Origin of the sequence: Pseudomonas salomonii, from assembly GCF_900107155.1 — a bacterium.
GTDB classification, from domain to species: domain Bacteria; phylum Pseudomonadota; class Gammaproteobacteria; order Pseudomonadales; family Pseudomonadaceae; genus Aquipseudomonas; species Aquipseudomonas salomonii.
The window spans coordinates 814,515-828,582 of sequence record NZ_FNOX01000001.1 but is presented as its reverse complement, the minus strand read 5'-3'; the positions used below and the strand labels follow the sequence as shown (position 1 = coordinate 828,582).

Below are 14,068 nucleotides of genomic sequence, written 5' to 3'. Positions count from 1 at the left end.
AATCCTGCAAACCCTGAGTACTGATGATGACGCTTTTACCCCAGCACACGGTCTCACCGGCTCAGGTGCCCGGCCTCCCTTATCGGGCCGGGCTGGGGCTGAAGAACGAGCACTTTATTGAAGTGCTCGAGACCTCGCCCGATATCGGTTTTTTTGAAGTGCACGCCGAAAACTACATGGTCGCCGGCGGCCCGTTTCATCACTACCTGGGCTTGATACGCGAGCAGTACCCACTGTCATTGCATGGCGTGGGTCTGTCCATCGGCGGCGAAGGCCCGCTCAACCGTGAGCACCTGGCACGGTTGGCCACGCTGATCGAACGCTATCAACCCCACTCTTTTTCCGAACACCTGGCGTGGTCCAGCCACGGCCCGGTGTTCCTCAATGACTTGCTGCCGCTGGCCTACGACGCCGCAACCCTGCACCGGGTATGCGAACACATCGACCAGGTACAAAGCACCCTCAAGCGGCCAATGCTGCTGGAAAACCCTTCGACGTACCTGCAGTTCCAACGTTCGACCCTGGACGAGACTGACTTCATCAGCGAGATCATCCGGCGCACCGGTTGCGGGCTGTTGCTGGACGTCAACAACGTCTATGTGTCATGCATTAATCATCAGCGCGACCCACTGGCCTACCTCCATGCGCTGCCGTTGAAGGCCGTGGGTGAGATTCATCTGGCCGGTTTTGCCGAAGACACCGACAGCCTGGGCGACCGCCTGCTGATCGATGACCATGGCGCGCCCATCGATAACGCGGTGTGGCAGCTCTACGAACAGGTACTCAAACACACCGGCCCCGTCGCCACGCTGATCGAGCGGGATAACCAGGTACCCGCCTTGAGCGTGTTGCACGCCGAAGCCCAACACGCCGACTGGCATCTGTCACAGGCGAAGGTATTGAAGCTATGAGCGATCAAGCAGCATTTGCCGACGCCTTGCTCGACGCCGGGCAGGCTTGCCCCGAGGGTGTGTTCAGCAGCAACGGCGCCGACCCGGCCAGCCGTTTTGCGGTGTATCGAAACAATGTCCACAGCTCGCTGATCAACGCGCTCGCCGCCGCTTACCCGGTGACATTGCAATTGGTCGGGGATGAGTTTTTCCGCGCAATGGCCGGCCTTTACGTGCAAGCCAGCCCGCCCGACAGCCCGTTGATCAGCGAATACGGCAGCACCTTTGCCGCGTTCATCCAGGCGTTCGAACCGGCGGCGAGCGTGCCTTACCTGGCGGACGTCGCCCGCCTGGAACGCCTGCGGGTGCGTGCTTATCACGCCGCCGACAGCCGGCCACTGAATCAGCAGGCCATCCTTGAACAACTGCAAGGGCCGACCGACCTGGGGCAGCTAAGCCTGCACCTGCATCCGTCCCTGGCCACCATGCATTCACCCTACGCCGTGGTTGCGGTATGGGCCGCGCACCAGACCGAAGGCGCTATCGCCACCTTGAACCCCTGGTACGCCCAAAGTGCACTGGTGTTGCGCCAGGGCCTGGCGGTCAAGGTCTTCGCCATCGACAAAGGTTCGGTGGCGTTTATCAACAGCCTTAACCAGGGATCAGGCCTGGAAATGGCGGTGGCGCACGCGCTTGAAGCATCGGCCGAATTCGACCTCAACCACTGCCTGACGCTACTGATCAGCCACGACGCCATCACTCATTTGCACAAAGAACAAAAGGAATCGCCATGAACACTCACCCTACTTGCCTGGTAAAACGGGCCATCGCTCTGTTCGAAAAAATCCCCTACAGCCTGATCGCCTTTCTCGCACGGTTTTCCATTGCGGCGGTGTTCTGGAAGTCCGGCCAGACCAAGGTTGAAGGTTTTGCCATTGATATCATCAACGGCACCTTTCAATTGGGCGAACCCAAGCTTGCCGCCTCGACCCTGCCGCTGTTTCGCAGCGAGTACCACGTGCCGTTGCTGTCGCCGGAAGTGGCCGCGCACATGGCGGCATTTGCCGAGCACTTTTTCCCGGTCCTGATCCTGGTGGGTTTTGCCACGCGCTTCTCGGCCCTGGCGTTGATTGGCATGACCTTGACCATTCAACTGTTCGTCTACCCGCAAGCGTATCCAACCCACGGCACCTGGATCGCGTTGCTGCTGCTGTTGGTGGCCAAAGGCCCAGGCCGCCTGTCGATCGACCACCTGATCGCGCGCCGCTACCGCTGAAGACGATCCAGGGCTTCGCCGCTGCGTCTGAACCAGTCCACCAAGTAGTCGGCCAACACTTGGGTTCGGCGCGGCAGGCCACCTTGATAAGGATGCACCAGGTACATCGGCATGCTGCGCGTTTGATAATCACGCAGCAGCCAGCGCAAACGCCCGTCAGCCAGTTCCGCCGGCAACACGTAAGACGGCAGACGCGCGATGCCGGCGCCCACCAGGGCGGCTTTTTTCAACAGGTTGTAATGGTTGGACGCGAAGGTACCGCTGACCCGAACCCGCAGCAGTTCATGTTGCTGGTGATACAGCCATTCTTCACGCCCGCTGTAGTGGCTGTTGAGCAGGCAGGTGTGCGCGGCCAGATCCGCAGGCGTCAGCGGTTCGCCGTGCTGCTCCAGGTAGGCCGGGCTGGCGCAGGTCATCTCATGCCAGGCCAGCAGTGGCTTGGCCACCAGCCGCTCGTTGTCCATCGCCCCCATACGCACGCCCAAATCAAAGCCATCGCGCGCCAGGTCGCGGTAGCTGTTGTTCAGTTCCAGCTCGATCTGCACCTGCGGGTATTGCTGGGTGAATTCCAGCAACAAGCCATCAAAGAAGGTTTCTCCCAACGACACCGGCACCGTTATACGCACCGGCCCGGCCAGATCGTCCTTGAGCCGCGCCAACGCCTGACGGGCGCGTTCCACCTGGGCCACCAGCGCCTGGGCCTGGGGCAGCAACGCCGCACCGGCGGCGGTCAGGCTGAGTTTGCGCGTGGTACGGTGCAATAACACCACCGAAAACTGCGCTTCCAATTGGCTGATGCGCTTGGACAATTGGCCCTTGCTACAGCCCAATTGCTCTGCCGCCAGGGTAAAACTGCCCGCCTCGATCAGCACGGCAAAGGCCGCCAAGTCATCCATTTCGCTCATGGATTGTTTCCAATTGAAAACCAAAGGTTGCCTATTAGCGCGTTTATCCACTTAAAAAGCCATCCTAGACTGAACCCTCACTTAATCCCCGGAGGAACAGCACGATGAAAATCCTATTGATTGGTGCCAGCGGCACGGTCGGCTCAGCGGTCAAGGCGGAACTGGCGCAGCGTCACGAGGTGATCAGCATCGGCCGCAGCGGCGGCGACTTCCAGGTGGATATCAGCGACAGCGCGTCGATCCGCACACTGTTCGAACAGACCGGCAAGTTCGACGCGTTGGTCTGCGCGGCAGGCAGCGTGAATTTCGTGGCATTGGGTGAGATGAGCGAAGCCGACTTTGAACTGGGCCTGCGTGACAAGCTGATGGGCCAGGTCAACCTGCTGCTGATCGGCCGCGACTACGCCAACGACGGTGCTTCGTTCACCTTTACCAGCGGCATTCTCAACCGCGACCCGATCCGCACCGGCGCCTCGGCCGCCTTGGTCAACGGCGCATTGGATGCCTTCGTCAAGGCGGCGGCAATCGAACTGCCACGCGGCTTGCGCATCAACTCGGTGAGCCCGACCGTCCTGCTCGAAGCCATGGGCAGCTATGCGCCGTATTTCCGTGGCTACAAACCGGCTCCGGGTGCCGATGTAGCACTGGCCTACGCGAAAAGTGTCGAGGGCTTGCAGACCGGTCAGACCTTTATCGTTGGCTGAAATCTGATGTCTGTCAGAATCGCCTGAACCTGGCGAACGGGCTTGTGGTGCGGCGCCACCCTGAGTAACGTGGCGGCACTTGTTTGGAGACCCGATAATGCGCGCCGCCCGTACCCTTGCTCTGTTTGCCCTGCTGCCCCTGTTCACCGCTTGCCAGATGTTCGAGAACGAGCCGGCCAAACCGTCTACCGTCGGGCTGACCCGTATGCAGGGTGAACTGACGGCAGTGGGCGGCAAACTGTTGTTCCAGCCGTGTGGCGACAAACGCAATTACGTGGTCAACGACACCGGCGGCACCAGCGTACTGCAGGAAGCCGCGTCCCTGGCCGGCCAGCAAGGCGTGCTGTTTGCCGATTTGCGCGGCAAGTTTTCCGGCGTGGCCAGCGGCACCCAGGGTTCGGTCGACCTGCAACAACTGTATCGCGTAGAGCGCTCGACCTCGGCCTGCGACGACCCGGACTTCAAACGCATGATTCTGCGGGCCAACGGCCATAAGCCGGCCTGGGCGATGAACGTCACCGGCAAAGGCATGGTGCTGGAGCGCGAAGGCCAGCCGCCACTGGCGGTGCCGTTTGTCGAAGAGCAACTGGGTGACGGCCGTTTCAACCTGATGACCGAAGCCAATAACCAGCACATCGAACTGTGGGTAGCCCCACAGCGCTGCATCGATGCTGTGAGCGGCAGCTTGCAGCACATGACCGCCGAGTTGCGGGTCAATGGCCAGGTCCAGCGTGGTTGTGCGTCATTCGGCGGCTCGCGGGACGACTGATTCGGCCTTGGGCTGTTTTAACATGACGGGAATCAGCCTTTGGGGCTTATAATCGCCGGTTTGCAAAACCGCCGGCATCGAAGCCCGCCGCCCACCGGATCCTGTCATGTTACGAATCACCGAACTCAAGCTGCCCATCGACCATCCCGAAGAAGACCTGCGGCCTGCCATCGTGCAGCGCCTGGGCGTCGCCAGTGATGACCTGCTCGACTTCACCCTGTTCAAACGCAGCTACGACGCGCGCAAGAAATCGTCGGAGCTGTGCTTCATCTACACCATCGATCTGAACGTAAAGGGCGAAGCCGCCCTGCTGCTCAAGTTCGCCGATGATCGCAACATCAACCCGGCACCGGACGTCAGCTACAAGGTGGTGGGCCAGGCGCCGCAAGGCCTGGTTGAACGGCCGATCGTGGTGGGTTTTGGCCCCTGCGGCATTTTCGCCGGGCTGTTGCTTGCGCAGATGGGCTTCAAGCCGATCATCCTCGAGCGCGGCAAGGAAGTGCGCCAACGCACCAAAGACACCTGGGGCCTGTGGCGCAAAAACGTGCTCAACCCCGAGTCCAACGTGCAATTTGGTGAAGGCGGTGCCGGGACCTTTTCCGACGGCAAACTCTACAGCCAGATCAAGGACCCGAAGTTCCACGGCCGCAAAGTGCTGCACGAGTTCGTCAAGGCCGGCGCGCCGGAAGAAATCCTCTACGTCAGCAAGCCGCACATCGGCACCTTCCGCCTGACCGGCGTGGTGGAAAACATGCGCGAGCAGATCATCGCCCTCGGCGGTGAGGTGCGTTTTGAGCAGCGCGTCACGGATGTGCTGATCGAAGACGGCCAGTTGAACGGCGTGGTCGTCGACGGCGGCGAGCAGATCCTCTCCAGGCACGTGATCCTGGCCCTGGGCCACAGTGCCCGCGACACCTTCCGCATGCTGCACGGCCGCGGTGTGTACATGGAAGCCAAGCCATTCTCGGTGGGGTTCCGTATCGAACACCCGCAGTCGCTGATCGACGCGGCGCGCCTGGGCAAATACGCCGGGCACCCGAAACTGGGCGCCGCCGACTACAAACTGGTGCACCACGCCAAGAACGGCCGTTCGGTCTACAGCTTCTGCATGTGCCCGGGCGGCACCGTGGTGGCGGCGACTTCCGAGCCGAACCGCGTGGTGACCAACGGCATGAGCCAATACTCGCGCAACGAGCGCAACGCCAACTCCGGCATCGTGGTCGGCATCACGCCTGAGGTGGATTACCCGGGTGGCCCGCTGGCCGGTATCGAACTGCAGGAGCGGCTGGAGTCCCACGCCTATATCCTCGGCGGCAGCAACTACGAGGCGCCGGCGCAGTTGGTGGGCGACTTTATCGCCGGCAAGCCGTCCACCGCCATCGGCAGTGTGGAACCGTCCTACAAACCGGGGGTGGCCCTGGGTGACCTGGCCCTGGCTCTGCCGGATTTCGCCATCGAGGCGATCCGTGAAGCGCTGCCGGCGTTCGAAAAGCAGATCAAAGGCTACTCGCTGCACGATGCGGTACTGACCGGTATCGAGACCCGTACTTCATCGCCGCTGCGCATTACCCGTAACGAATCGATGCAAAGCCTGAACGTGAAAGGCCTGTTCCCGGCCGGTGAAGGTGCCGGTTACGCCGGTGGCATCCTGTCGGCGGGCGTTGACGGAATTCGGATTGCCGAGGCGCTGGCGCGGGATATGCTGGGTATCGAGGCTTAAGCACCTCTATTACAGCCGACCCGGATCAAATGTGGGAGCTGGCTTGCCTGCTCCCACATCAGTTTATGAGGTGTGTCAGATATTGGCGCGCAGGACGCTGGCCGGCAACGGTTCGCCCTTCTCTACACTGGCCGCCACGGCTGCAATCAAGCCGCCCAGCTCATACCCCTGCTGCGCCAACCACGCCTGATCGTAATAAGTACTCGCATACCGCTCGCCCCCATCACACAAGATCGCCACGATCGACCCCGACTCCCCCGCCGCTTTCATCTGCAGCGCCGCGACCAAAGCCCCCACCAGGTTCGTCCCGCTGGAGCCCCCCACCCGCCGTCCCAAACGCTCGGCCAGGTAATGCATGGCCGCCAATGACAGTGCATCCGGCACCTTGACCATCGCATCGATCACCTTGGGCAAAAACGACGCCTCGACCCGTGGCCGCCCAATCCCTTCGATGTGTGAGCCGCAGTCCAGTCGCAAGCTGGCGTCGCCCGTCTGGTAATAGTCAAAAAACACCGAACGCTCGGCATCGGCACACAGCACACGGGTGCAATGCTGGCGATAACGCACATAGCGGCCCAGGGTCGCCGTGGTGCCGCCGGTGCCCGGGCTGGAAATCAACCAGCTCGGCTCCGGGTAATGCTCAAAGCGCATCTGCTGGAAGATCGACTCGGCGATGTTGTTGTTCGCCCGCCAGTCCGTCGCACGCTCGGCGTAGGTGAACTGGTCCAGGAAGTGACCGCCACTTTCCTTCGCCAAGCGTTCGGACTCGGCGTATATCTGCGTCGGATCCTTTACCAGATGGCTCTTGCCACCATAGAAGGCAATCTGCTCGATCTTCGCCTGGGAGGTGCTGGCCGGCATCACTGCAATAAACGGCAGGCCAAGCAAGCGCGCAAAGTACGCCTCCGACACCGCCGTAGACCCGCTGGACGCCTCGATCACCGGCGCGCCGGGCTTGAGCCAACCATTGCACAGCGCATACAGAAACAGCGAACGCGCCAACCGATGCTTGAGGCTGCCGGTGGGGTGGCTGGACTCATCCTTGAAATACAACTCGATACCCGGCAGCCCCGGCAACGGCAGAGGGATCAGGTGCGTGTCGGCGCTGCGCTGGAAGTCCGCTTCGATGATGCGGATGGCTTCGCGAGCCCAGGTACGGTGGTCGTTCATAAGGTGGGTCTCTAAGGGTTTCAGTCCCGATTTTAGGGGGTTTCCTACAGCGCACACAGATACAGTGACGACGCAAATAGACACACAATTGCTAGGCTTCGAAGCAAGCCCCGTCCTGACCGTTGCTTATAACAAATAAGAATATAACTTTTGTTTTAACAACTAACAGTACGGGTTAGGGTACCCACCTATTGAACCTTATTGGAGAGCATCCCTTGCCTCTGCGTAGCACTTTCACTCGTTTCTTCCAGCTGGAAGCCGCCGGCGGTTTGTTATTGATCGCCGCTGCCGCTTTGGCGCTGATCATCAATAACTCACCGTTGTCGCATCTTTACGGCGCCTTCCTTGATACGCCGGTCGTGGCGCAGGTTGGCGCGCTGCAAATCGCCAAGCCGGCTCTGCTGTGGATCAACGATGGCCTGATGGCGCTGTTCTTCCTCTTGATCGGCCTGGAGGTCAAGCGCGAGTTGCTCGACGGCCACCTGTCCAAGCCATCGCAAGTGGTATTGCCGGGGGCGGCCGCGATTGGCGGCATGGTGGTGCCCGCGCTGATCTACTGGGCACTGAACAAGGACAACCCCGCCGCACTCGCCGGCTGGGCAATCCCGATGGCCACCGATATCGCTTTTGCACTCGGCGTCCTGGCCCTGCTGGGCAAGCGGGTGCCGGTGTCACTCAAGTTATTCCTGATGACCCTGGCGATTATTGATGACCTGGGCGCCATCATCGTCATTGCGGTGTTCTACTCCGCCGAGTTGTCGAATGCGGCCCTGGCGGGCGCGGCCACGTGCCTGGTCGCCTTGATCGCGATGAACCGCCTGGGCGTGGTCAAACTCGGCCCGTACATGATCATCGGCTTGATCCTGTGGGTCTGCGTGCTCAAGAGTGGCGTGCACGCCACCCTGGCCGGGGTGACCTTGGCGTTCTGCATTCCACTGCGCACCAAAAATGCCGAACCCTCGCCACTGCTGACCCTGGAGCACGCCCTGCACCCGTGGGTGGCCTACGCCATCCTGCCGTTGTTCGCCTTCGCCAACGCTGGCGTGTCGCTGACCGGGGTCACCCTGGACAGCTTCACTCACCACGTGCCCATGGGCATCGCCGCCGGCCTGCTGATCGGCAAGACCATCGGCGTATTCGGCCTGACCTGGCTGGCGATCAAGACCGGTATCGCCGCCCTGCCCAGCGGCGCCAACTGGGGCCAGGTGCTGGGGGTGGCGATCCTGTGCGGTATCGGTTTCACCATGAGCCTGTTTGTCGGCTCCCTGGCGTTTGTGCCGGGCGCCAGTGAGTTCGCGGGTGAGGATCGGATGGGGATCCTGACCGGGTCGATCCTGGCAGCCTGTATTGGTTATGCGGTCACAGCCCTGGCCAGCCGCAAGAAAGCCTGAGCGCTCTGAAAGCCCCACAAAATGAAAGCCCCACAAAAAACCCCAACCGGTTACCCGGTTGGGGTTTTTCTTTTGGCGAAGATGACACTTTTGCGCAACGCCTAAAGACTTTGCCCTGGCCGCCGACTAAGGATTGTGGCGATCCGCCTGCCCCGCCAGGGGCATCCGCCCGACACAGCTCTTCAACGCGTTCCCTGCCCGAGCGATAACCCATGTTCCTGAGAAATATAAGAATTGCAGCCAGAGCTTTCATCGGCTTCGCTGCCATTGCGTCGCTGAGTGTGTTTCTCGGCCTGTTCGCGCTCAAGCAGATCGGCGAAGTGCAGTCCCAGGCTGCCGACATCCAAAACAACTGGATGCAGCGCGTGAGGATCCTGGCCCTGGCCAATGCCTCGCTGGATCGTTTTCGCTTGGGGGAAATGGCGCACATCCTGTCCGCAAGCGACGCCGACATGCAGACCTACGAGGACAAATCCGCCGGGCGCCTGAAAAGCGTCAAGGAGCAACTGGCTCAATATGCCGCGCTGTTGCGCACGCCGGAGGAGAAATCGCGTCTGGAGGTGTTCAACCAAAGCCTGGAAGGGTACGCCAAGAACCACACCGAAATGCTCAAACGCTCGCGTTCGGGCGATAAGGCGGGCGCCCGTGACTTTCTCAACAGCATTCGAGAAAGCTATGAGCAGATGACCAAGAACTTCGATCAGTTGATCGACCTCGCCAATAAGGGCGCAGAACTTGCCGGCCAGACTTCCGTGGCCGCGTACCAGCATGCCGTGGGCGGTATCGCCATCGTCATCGTGCTGGTGAGTGGCGGCACGGTGCTGGTGGCCTGGCTGCTGACCCGCAGCATTACCGGCCCCATCATTGAAGCGGTCCGGGTGGCTGAAACCATCGCCAAGGGCGATCTCACCCAGCCCATCAACCCGACCGGCAACGACGAAGCCACACGCCTGTTGCGGGCACAAGAAACCATGCGCAACAACCTGGTGCAGACGCTGCGGCAAATAACCGGCTCGTCAAGCCAACTGGCGGCAGCAGCCGAGGAACTCAATGCCGTCACCGCCGAGGGCAGCCGCGACCTGCAGCAACAACATGGCGAGATCGAGCAGGCCGCCACGGCCGTCACCGAGATGACCACTGCCATTGAAGAGGTGGCCAGGAATGCCGCCACCACCTCCGACCTCTCCCAGGAATCGCGCAGCATCGCCTTGAAAGGCCAGCAACGTATGGTCGAGGCGCTCGACTCCATCCAGGCCCTGACCCGTGGCGTGCAAGTCAGCTCCGACCAGGTAGGCGGCTTGGCCGAGCAGGCCAAAGGGATCGGCAAGGTGCTCGACGTTATCCGCACCATTGCCGAGCAAACCAATTTGCTGGCACTGAACGCGGCCATCGAAGCGGCTCGCGCCGGTGATGCCGGCCGTGGTTTTGCCGTAGTCGCCGACGAAGTACGCGCCCTCGCCCATCGCACCGCGCAGTCGACCCAGGAAATCGAGCAGATGATTGGCAGCATCCAGACCAACACCGCCAGCACCGTCAATACCATGCTCGACAGCAGCACCATGACTCAGCAAACCATTGGCCTGGCCGAACTGGCGCAGCAAGCGCTGGCCGATATTCTTGCCGCCAATGACGAGATCAACAACCGCAACCTGGTGATTACCACGGCGGCGGCGGAGCAAGCTGACGTTGCCCGGGCGGTGGACCGCAACTTGCTGAATATTCAGCAGCTGTCGATTCAGTCCGCTGAAGGCTCGACTCAGACCACCGCCGCTTCGCAATCGCTTGCCAGCCTGGCGCATGAGTTGAATACGATGGTGAAGCACTTTCAGGTGTGAGGTGATTGCGTGAAAACCAAAAGGCCGCCTCGGTTTAAGCCGAGGCTGCCCCACTTCTCAGACCTTACAGGTCATCGAAGCTGTCCCGCAGAAATACCCATACGTGATAAACACGCACGGCATTCACTACGAGGTTCCACGTACGTCGTGCAAACTTGGACATACTCGGCCCTCCCTTAAGTTGGGCCTTACCTCCAGCTCACTTACCGGAACACGTGGGCCTTTGGATGCACGTCAGTGCTCCTGTGAGGCGGCTGGGTTTATGGTCCTCGTGCATGACTCCGGCACGGATTACTAGCCCGTGGCAGTCGGTCCAAAATTCGCGCGCTAACCCAGCCAACCTGCTTCACGACGAGTGCAGAACGAGAGCGATACTAGCTCAGCCGCCCATGCCAAGGTGTGACAAGCAACGACTAATCGCCCAGCAAGTTGTTGCTGTTTTTTACTGTTCTAAATTTACAGAATGGGCGAGTAAATCTTTGAAATTCCCTGTCGGTTGGCCTTGCATAAAGTCCTAAAGCGGCAGTAGTATCGCCAACACGTCAGTGCTCCTCGTGAGAACGCAAACCCAGTCGTAAATCGGGTTTGCAATAAAAACCGCCCTACTAAGGCGGTTTTTTATTACCTGCGATTTTTCAGAAAACCGCAGGCAATAAAAAACCCCAACCCGTCACCGGGTTGGGGTTTTGCGTTTCTACAACCAGCGCTTAGCGCGTTACACGGCTAGTACCGTTAACCGTCATGATGCGCACGCGGTCGCCAATACGGAAGATTTCATTTTCCTCCACGGCCTGAACGTAGGCGCGCATGCTGCCATCGTCTTCGCGAACGGTGATTTCCACGCCCTGGGTGCGAGTCAGGCCTTCTTCGGTGGCCGAGCCCAGCAAGCCGCCAGCTACCGCGCCGATCACCGCGGTGACGATACTGCCACGGCCGCCGCCGATGGCGCTGCCACCGACACCGCCGATAACCGCACCGGCAGCACCGCCGATTGGGGTCTTGGTGCCTTCGATTTTCACCGGACGCAGGGATTCAATGGTGCCCATGCGCACGGTCTGTACACGACGCGCTTCGTCACGGGAGTACGAGTCGCCGGTCAGACTCGAGGCGCAGCCACCCAACAGCAACGACAGGGTGGTAAAGCAGGCAACTAGTAAAACAGACTTACGCATAGCATCAACTCCAAAGGACAGGTATTCATTAGACGCCGCTGCTTGGCGCCTGTCACGGCAAGCACGCCAGAAAATTGCTTTCATTCAGCCTGAGTACAGACTGCCAGCACCAGAAAACTCGACGAACGGTAGCTCCCACCCTGATCCAAAAATCACCTGGAACCGCTCTTCATTGTAGTCACACAAGCAAAAACGCCGAAGCCTCTGTGTAGAGACTTCGGCGTGATGACCAACATTCAGCTGGAATGACGAAAGGTGAAGCTCAGGGCGCCAAGCGCTCGCGCGTCCACTCGCCCGCTTGCAGGCGATAGTTCAGGCGGTCATGCAGGCGACTGGCGCGGCCTTGCCAGAATTCGATGCGCTCGGGCAACAAACGATAGCCACCCCAGTGCTCCGGGCAGTCGGGCTGGGTATCGCTGAAGCGCTGTTCGGTGGCCTTGAGCAAATCCTGCAACTCCTGGCGGTCCCGAATAACCTGGCTTTGCGGCGAAGCCCAGGCCCCAAGACGGCTACCCAGCGGCCGGACCTGATAATAAGCATCCGACTCCTCAGGCGTGACCTTGACCACCCGCCCTTCGATGCGCACCTGGCGCTCCAGGGTCGGCCAGAAGAAGGTCATGGCCGCGAAAGGCCGTGCCGCAAGGTGTTCACCCTTGGCACTCTGATAGTTGGTGAAGAAGGTAAAACCCTGTGCATCCAGGCCCTTGAGCAGCAGGATGCGACAGTGCGGGCGACCATCCTGGTCGACAGTCGCCAAGGTCATGGCATTGGCCTCCACCGGCGGCTGCTCGGTTTTCACCGCATCGCCAAACCACTGGTGGAACAACGCAAACGGTTCGTCCGGGGCCTGGGCCTCGCTCAAACCGTCCCGTGTGTAGTCACGGCGCATATCGGCCAGTGCCTGGGTCATGCGGTTTTATCCTTTTTGTTTCAACGGATCAGTTTTTCGCCTGGTCGTTTGCTGCGGGCGCGTCGGCCTTGGGCGCCGCTTTCTTCGCGGCCGGCTTGGCAGCGGCTTTTTTCGCAGCGGGCTTGGCGGCGGCTTTCTTGGCCGGAGCCTTTTTCGCCGGGGCGGCTTTTTTCGCGGCCGGGGCCGGTACTGGGGCCGGCGCAGTTTGCACCGCGACCATATCGGCGACCGGTGGTTTGCCCGAGTTGTACTTGCTCAGCAGCGCCAACATAGTTGTACGCTGAGTGAACATGATTTCCATGCGACGGTTCAGCGCACGCCCCTGATTACTGTCGTTGGCGGCACGCGGCATAAGGTCGCCCATGCCGCGCAGCATCAAGCGATCCTGCTTCAAGCCGCTGAGGCTGAAGATAGACGCGATGGATTGCGCACGCTCTTTGGTCAACGCCTGGCTGGCCGGGGCGGTACCTGTGGCATCGACGTGACCCAGGACCAAAACCGCGGTCTTGGGGTCAGCTTCAACAGCCTTGGCAACACGTGTGAACGGGCCGAGTGTGACCGGCAGCAGCATTGCAGGGCGTTTCGGGTTGTAAGAGCCGTCAACCGGGGCAATCACCACCAATACGTTGTCACGACGTTCCAGTTGCAGGTTGCTGTCCTTGATGGCGGCGCGCAGGCGCGGCTCATAGTCGTCCAGCCAGGCTTGGGTGATTTTCGGATCGGGCATCTGCACGTTGGTCACATCGACCTTGGCCAGTGGCTTTGGCTTGCTTTCGAACGGCCACCACCATTTGGTTTCGGTGTCGGTCTTGGCGACGGCCGGCACGGCATCCGGCGCGGAAGCGGGGGTTGCGGCCTTGAGGTCGGCTTTCAGGTCGGCCTTGGCATCCGCCGCCTTTTCGTCGGCGCGCTTGGATGCGAATGGCCACCAGTTAAAGCCGGTGTCAGCCTTGGCTACCGGTGCAGACGCTGGAGCTGGAGCAGGAGCTGGAGCAGTGGCGGCTACAGGCTCGACAGGCTTGGCGCCGGCGGCAGGTTTGGCATCCGGCTTGGTGTCGGTTTGGGTCACTGCGTCCTTGGTAGCAGCCTTGTCAGATCCAAATGACCACCAGTGCCCACCTTCGGCATCACTTTGTGGAGTTTGTGCGCAGCCAGTAATAGTGAGGCACAGCGCCAGTGCCAAGGACTTGTTCGATAACATGAGGTATCCACAAAATGAGAAAAAAACGGGGGGCCTGGTTGACCCGTTAAACAGACGCTTAGAGAACAGTAAAGTTACACAATTTCGTTCAGCGCCTTCTTATACTTGCCTTTGTAACAAAAAAA

At 60.6% G+C, this 14,068-nt stretch carries 13 protein-coding genes; 8 read left to right on the top strand and 5 right to left on the bottom strand.

What is annotated here, in order from left to right; genetic code table 11:
• Window positions 1–23: 23 nt before the first annotated feature.
• Genes bufB through BLV67_RS03945 form a run of 3 tightly spaced genes read left to right on the top strand, consistent with a single transcriptional unit; the run spans window position 24 to window position 2,166 of the window.
• Window positions 24–911: an MNIO family bufferin maturase gene (bufB, locus tag BLV67_RS03955; RefSeq protein WP_069786266.1), complete on the top strand. Its 888-nt coding sequence runs from the start codon at window positions 24–26 to the stop codon at window positions 909–911.
• On the top strand, window positions 908–1,684 hold the full coding sequence (locus tag BLV67_RS03950; protein ID WP_069786265.1) for an HvfC/BufC N-terminal domain-containing protein: 777 nt from the start codon (window positions 908–910) through the stop codon (window positions 1,682–1,684). Before bufB ends, BLV67_RS03950 begins: the two co-directional genes overlap by 4 nt.
• The gene (locus BLV67_RS03945) at window positions 1,681–2,166 is read left to right on the top strand and encodes a DoxX family protein (RefSeq protein WP_065929020.1); all 486 of its coding nucleotides are present in this window, start codon (window positions 1,681–1,683) and stop codon (window positions 2,164–2,166) included. Before BLV67_RS03950 ends, BLV67_RS03945 begins: the two co-directional genes overlap by 4 nt.
• On the opposite strand, the gene BLV67_RS03940 is transcribed toward BLV67_RS03945, so the two are convergent.
• Window positions 2,157–3,071: a LysR family transcriptional regulator gene (locus BLV67_RS03940; protein ID WP_065929019.1), complete on the bottom strand. Its 915-nt coding sequence runs from the start codon at window positions 3,069–3,071 to the stop codon at window positions 2,157–2,159. The genes BLV67_RS03945 and BLV67_RS03940 overlap by 10 nt on opposite strands.
• A gap of 104 nt (window positions 3,072–3,175) precedes the next feature.
• On the opposite strand from BLV67_RS03940, the gene BLV67_RS03935 reads away from it, so the two are divergent.
• The 3 genes from BLV67_RS03935 to BLV67_RS03925 all read left to right on the top strand — a co-directional run bounded on the left by BLV67_RS03935 (window position 3,176) and on the right by BLV67_RS03925 (window position 6,264).
• The gene (locus tag BLV67_RS03935; RefSeq protein ID WP_065929018.1) at window positions 3,176–3,775 is read left to right on the top strand and encodes a short chain dehydrogenase; all 600 of its coding nucleotides are present in this window, start codon (window positions 3,176–3,178) and stop codon (window positions 3,773–3,775) included.
• A 97-nt stretch (window positions 3,776–3,872) separates the two neighbouring features.
• Window positions 3,873–4,544 carry a COG3650 family protein gene (locus tag BLV67_RS03930; protein WP_069786264.1) on the top strand — a complete coding sequence of 224 codons (672 nt, stop codon included), beginning with the start codon at window positions 3,873–3,875 and terminating at the stop codon, window positions 4,542–4,544.
• A 106-nt stretch (window positions 4,545–4,650) separates the two neighbouring features.
• On the top strand, window positions 4,651–6,264 hold the full coding sequence (locus BLV67_RS03925) for an NAD(P)/FAD-dependent oxidoreductase (RefSeq protein ID WP_065929016.1): 1,614 nt from the start codon (window positions 4,651–4,653) through the stop codon (window positions 6,262–6,264).
• A 75-nt stretch (window positions 6,265–6,339) separates the two neighbouring features.
• Here BLV67_RS03925 and BLV67_RS03920 read toward each other — a convergent pair whose 3' ends face one another.
• Complete coding sequence (locus BLV67_RS03920) at window positions 6,340–7,434, bottom strand: PLP-dependent cysteine synthase family protein (protein WP_069786263.1); 1,095 nt, start codon at window positions 7,432–7,434, stop codon at window positions 6,340–6,342.
• A gap of 215 nt (window positions 7,435–7,649) precedes the next feature.
• Between BLV67_RS03920 and nhaA the strand changes: the two genes are divergently transcribed.
• Window positions 7,650–8,825, top strand: coding sequence for a Na+/H+ antiporter NhaA (gene nhaA / locus BLV67_RS03915; RefSeq protein ID WP_065929014.1), 1,176 nt, complete (start codon window positions 7,650–7,652; stop codon window positions 8,823–8,825).
• A 212-nt stretch (window positions 8,826–9,037) separates the two neighbouring features.
• Window positions 9,038–10,660, top strand: coding sequence for a methyl-accepting chemotaxis protein (locus BLV67_RS03910; protein WP_065929013.1), 1,623 nt, complete (start codon window positions 9,038–9,040; stop codon window positions 10,658–10,660).
• Window positions 10,661–11,367: 707 nt separating this feature from the next.
• Here BLV67_RS03910 and BLV67_RS03905 read toward each other — a convergent pair.
• From BLV67_RS03905 to BLV67_RS03895, 3 genes are all read right to left on the bottom strand, one after another.
• Window positions 11,368–11,832, bottom strand: a complete 465-nt coding sequence (locus BLV67_RS03905) for an outer membrane lipoprotein (protein ID WP_056857494.1) — start codon at window positions 11,830–11,832, stop codon at window positions 11,368–11,370.
• A 262-nt stretch (window positions 11,833–12,094) separates the two neighbouring features.
• The gene (gene pdxH / locus BLV67_RS03900; RefSeq protein ID WP_069786262.1) at window positions 12,095–12,742 is read right to left on the bottom strand and encodes a pyridoxamine 5'-phosphate oxidase; all 648 of its coding nucleotides are present in this window, start codon (window positions 12,740–12,742) and stop codon (window positions 12,095–12,097) included.
• Between the two features lie 28 nt (window positions 12,743–12,770).
• Window positions 12,771–13,943, bottom strand: a complete 1,173-nt coding sequence (locus tag BLV67_RS03895) for an OmpA family protein (RefSeq protein WP_069786261.1) — start codon at window positions 13,941–13,943, stop codon at window positions 12,771–12,773.
• Window positions 13,944–14,068: the final 125 nt, after the last annotated feature.

Excerpts from the sequence above, each read along its gene's own strand:
- BLV67_RS03920 (WP_069786263.1), bottom strand. The coding sequence starts at position 7,434 with ATGAACGACCACCGTACCTGGGCTCGCGAAGCCATCCGCATCATCGAA.
- bufB (WP_069786266.1), top strand. The coding sequence starts at position 24 with ATGATGACGCTTTTACCCCAGCACACGGTCTCACCGGCTCAGGTGCCC.
- pdxH (WP_069786262.1), bottom strand. The coding sequence starts at position 12,742 with ATGACCCAGGCACTGGCCGATATGCGCCGTGACTACACACGGGACGGT.
- BLV67_RS03910 (WP_065929013.1), top strand. The coding sequence starts at position 9,038 with ATGTTCCTGAGAAATATAAGAATTGCAGCCAGAGCTTTCATCGGCTTC.
- BLV67_RS03940 (WP_065929019.1), bottom strand. The coding sequence starts at position 3,071 with ATGAGCGAAATGGATGACTTGGCGGCCTTTGCCGTGCTGATCGAGGCG.
- BLV67_RS03935 (WP_065929018.1), top strand. The coding sequence starts at position 3,176 with ATGAAAATCCTATTGATTGGTGCCAGCGGCACGGTCGGCTCAGCGGTC.
- BLV67_RS03930 (WP_069786264.1), top strand. The coding sequence starts at position 3,873 with ATGCGCGCCGCCCGTACCCTTGCTCTGTTTGCCCTGCTGCCCCTGTTC.
- BLV67_RS03925 (WP_065929016.1), top strand. The coding sequence starts at position 4,651 with ATGTTACGAATCACCGAACTCAAGCTGCCCATCGACCATCCCGAAGAA.
- BLV67_RS03895 (WP_069786261.1), bottom strand. The coding sequence starts at position 13,943 with ATGTTATCGAACAAGTCCTTGGCACTGGCGCTGTGCCTCACTATTACT.
- BLV67_RS03950 (WP_069786265.1), top strand. The coding sequence starts at position 908 with ATGAGCGATCAAGCAGCATTTGCCGACGCCTTGCTCGACGCCGGGCAG.
- BLV67_RS03905 (WP_056857494.1), bottom strand. The coding sequence starts at position 11,832 with ATGCGTAAGTCTGTTTTACTAGTTGCCTGCTTTACCACCCTGTCGTTG.
- BLV67_RS03945 (WP_065929020.1), top strand. The coding sequence starts at position 1,681 with ATGAACACTCACCCTACTTGCCTGGTAAAACGGGCCATCGCTCTGTTC.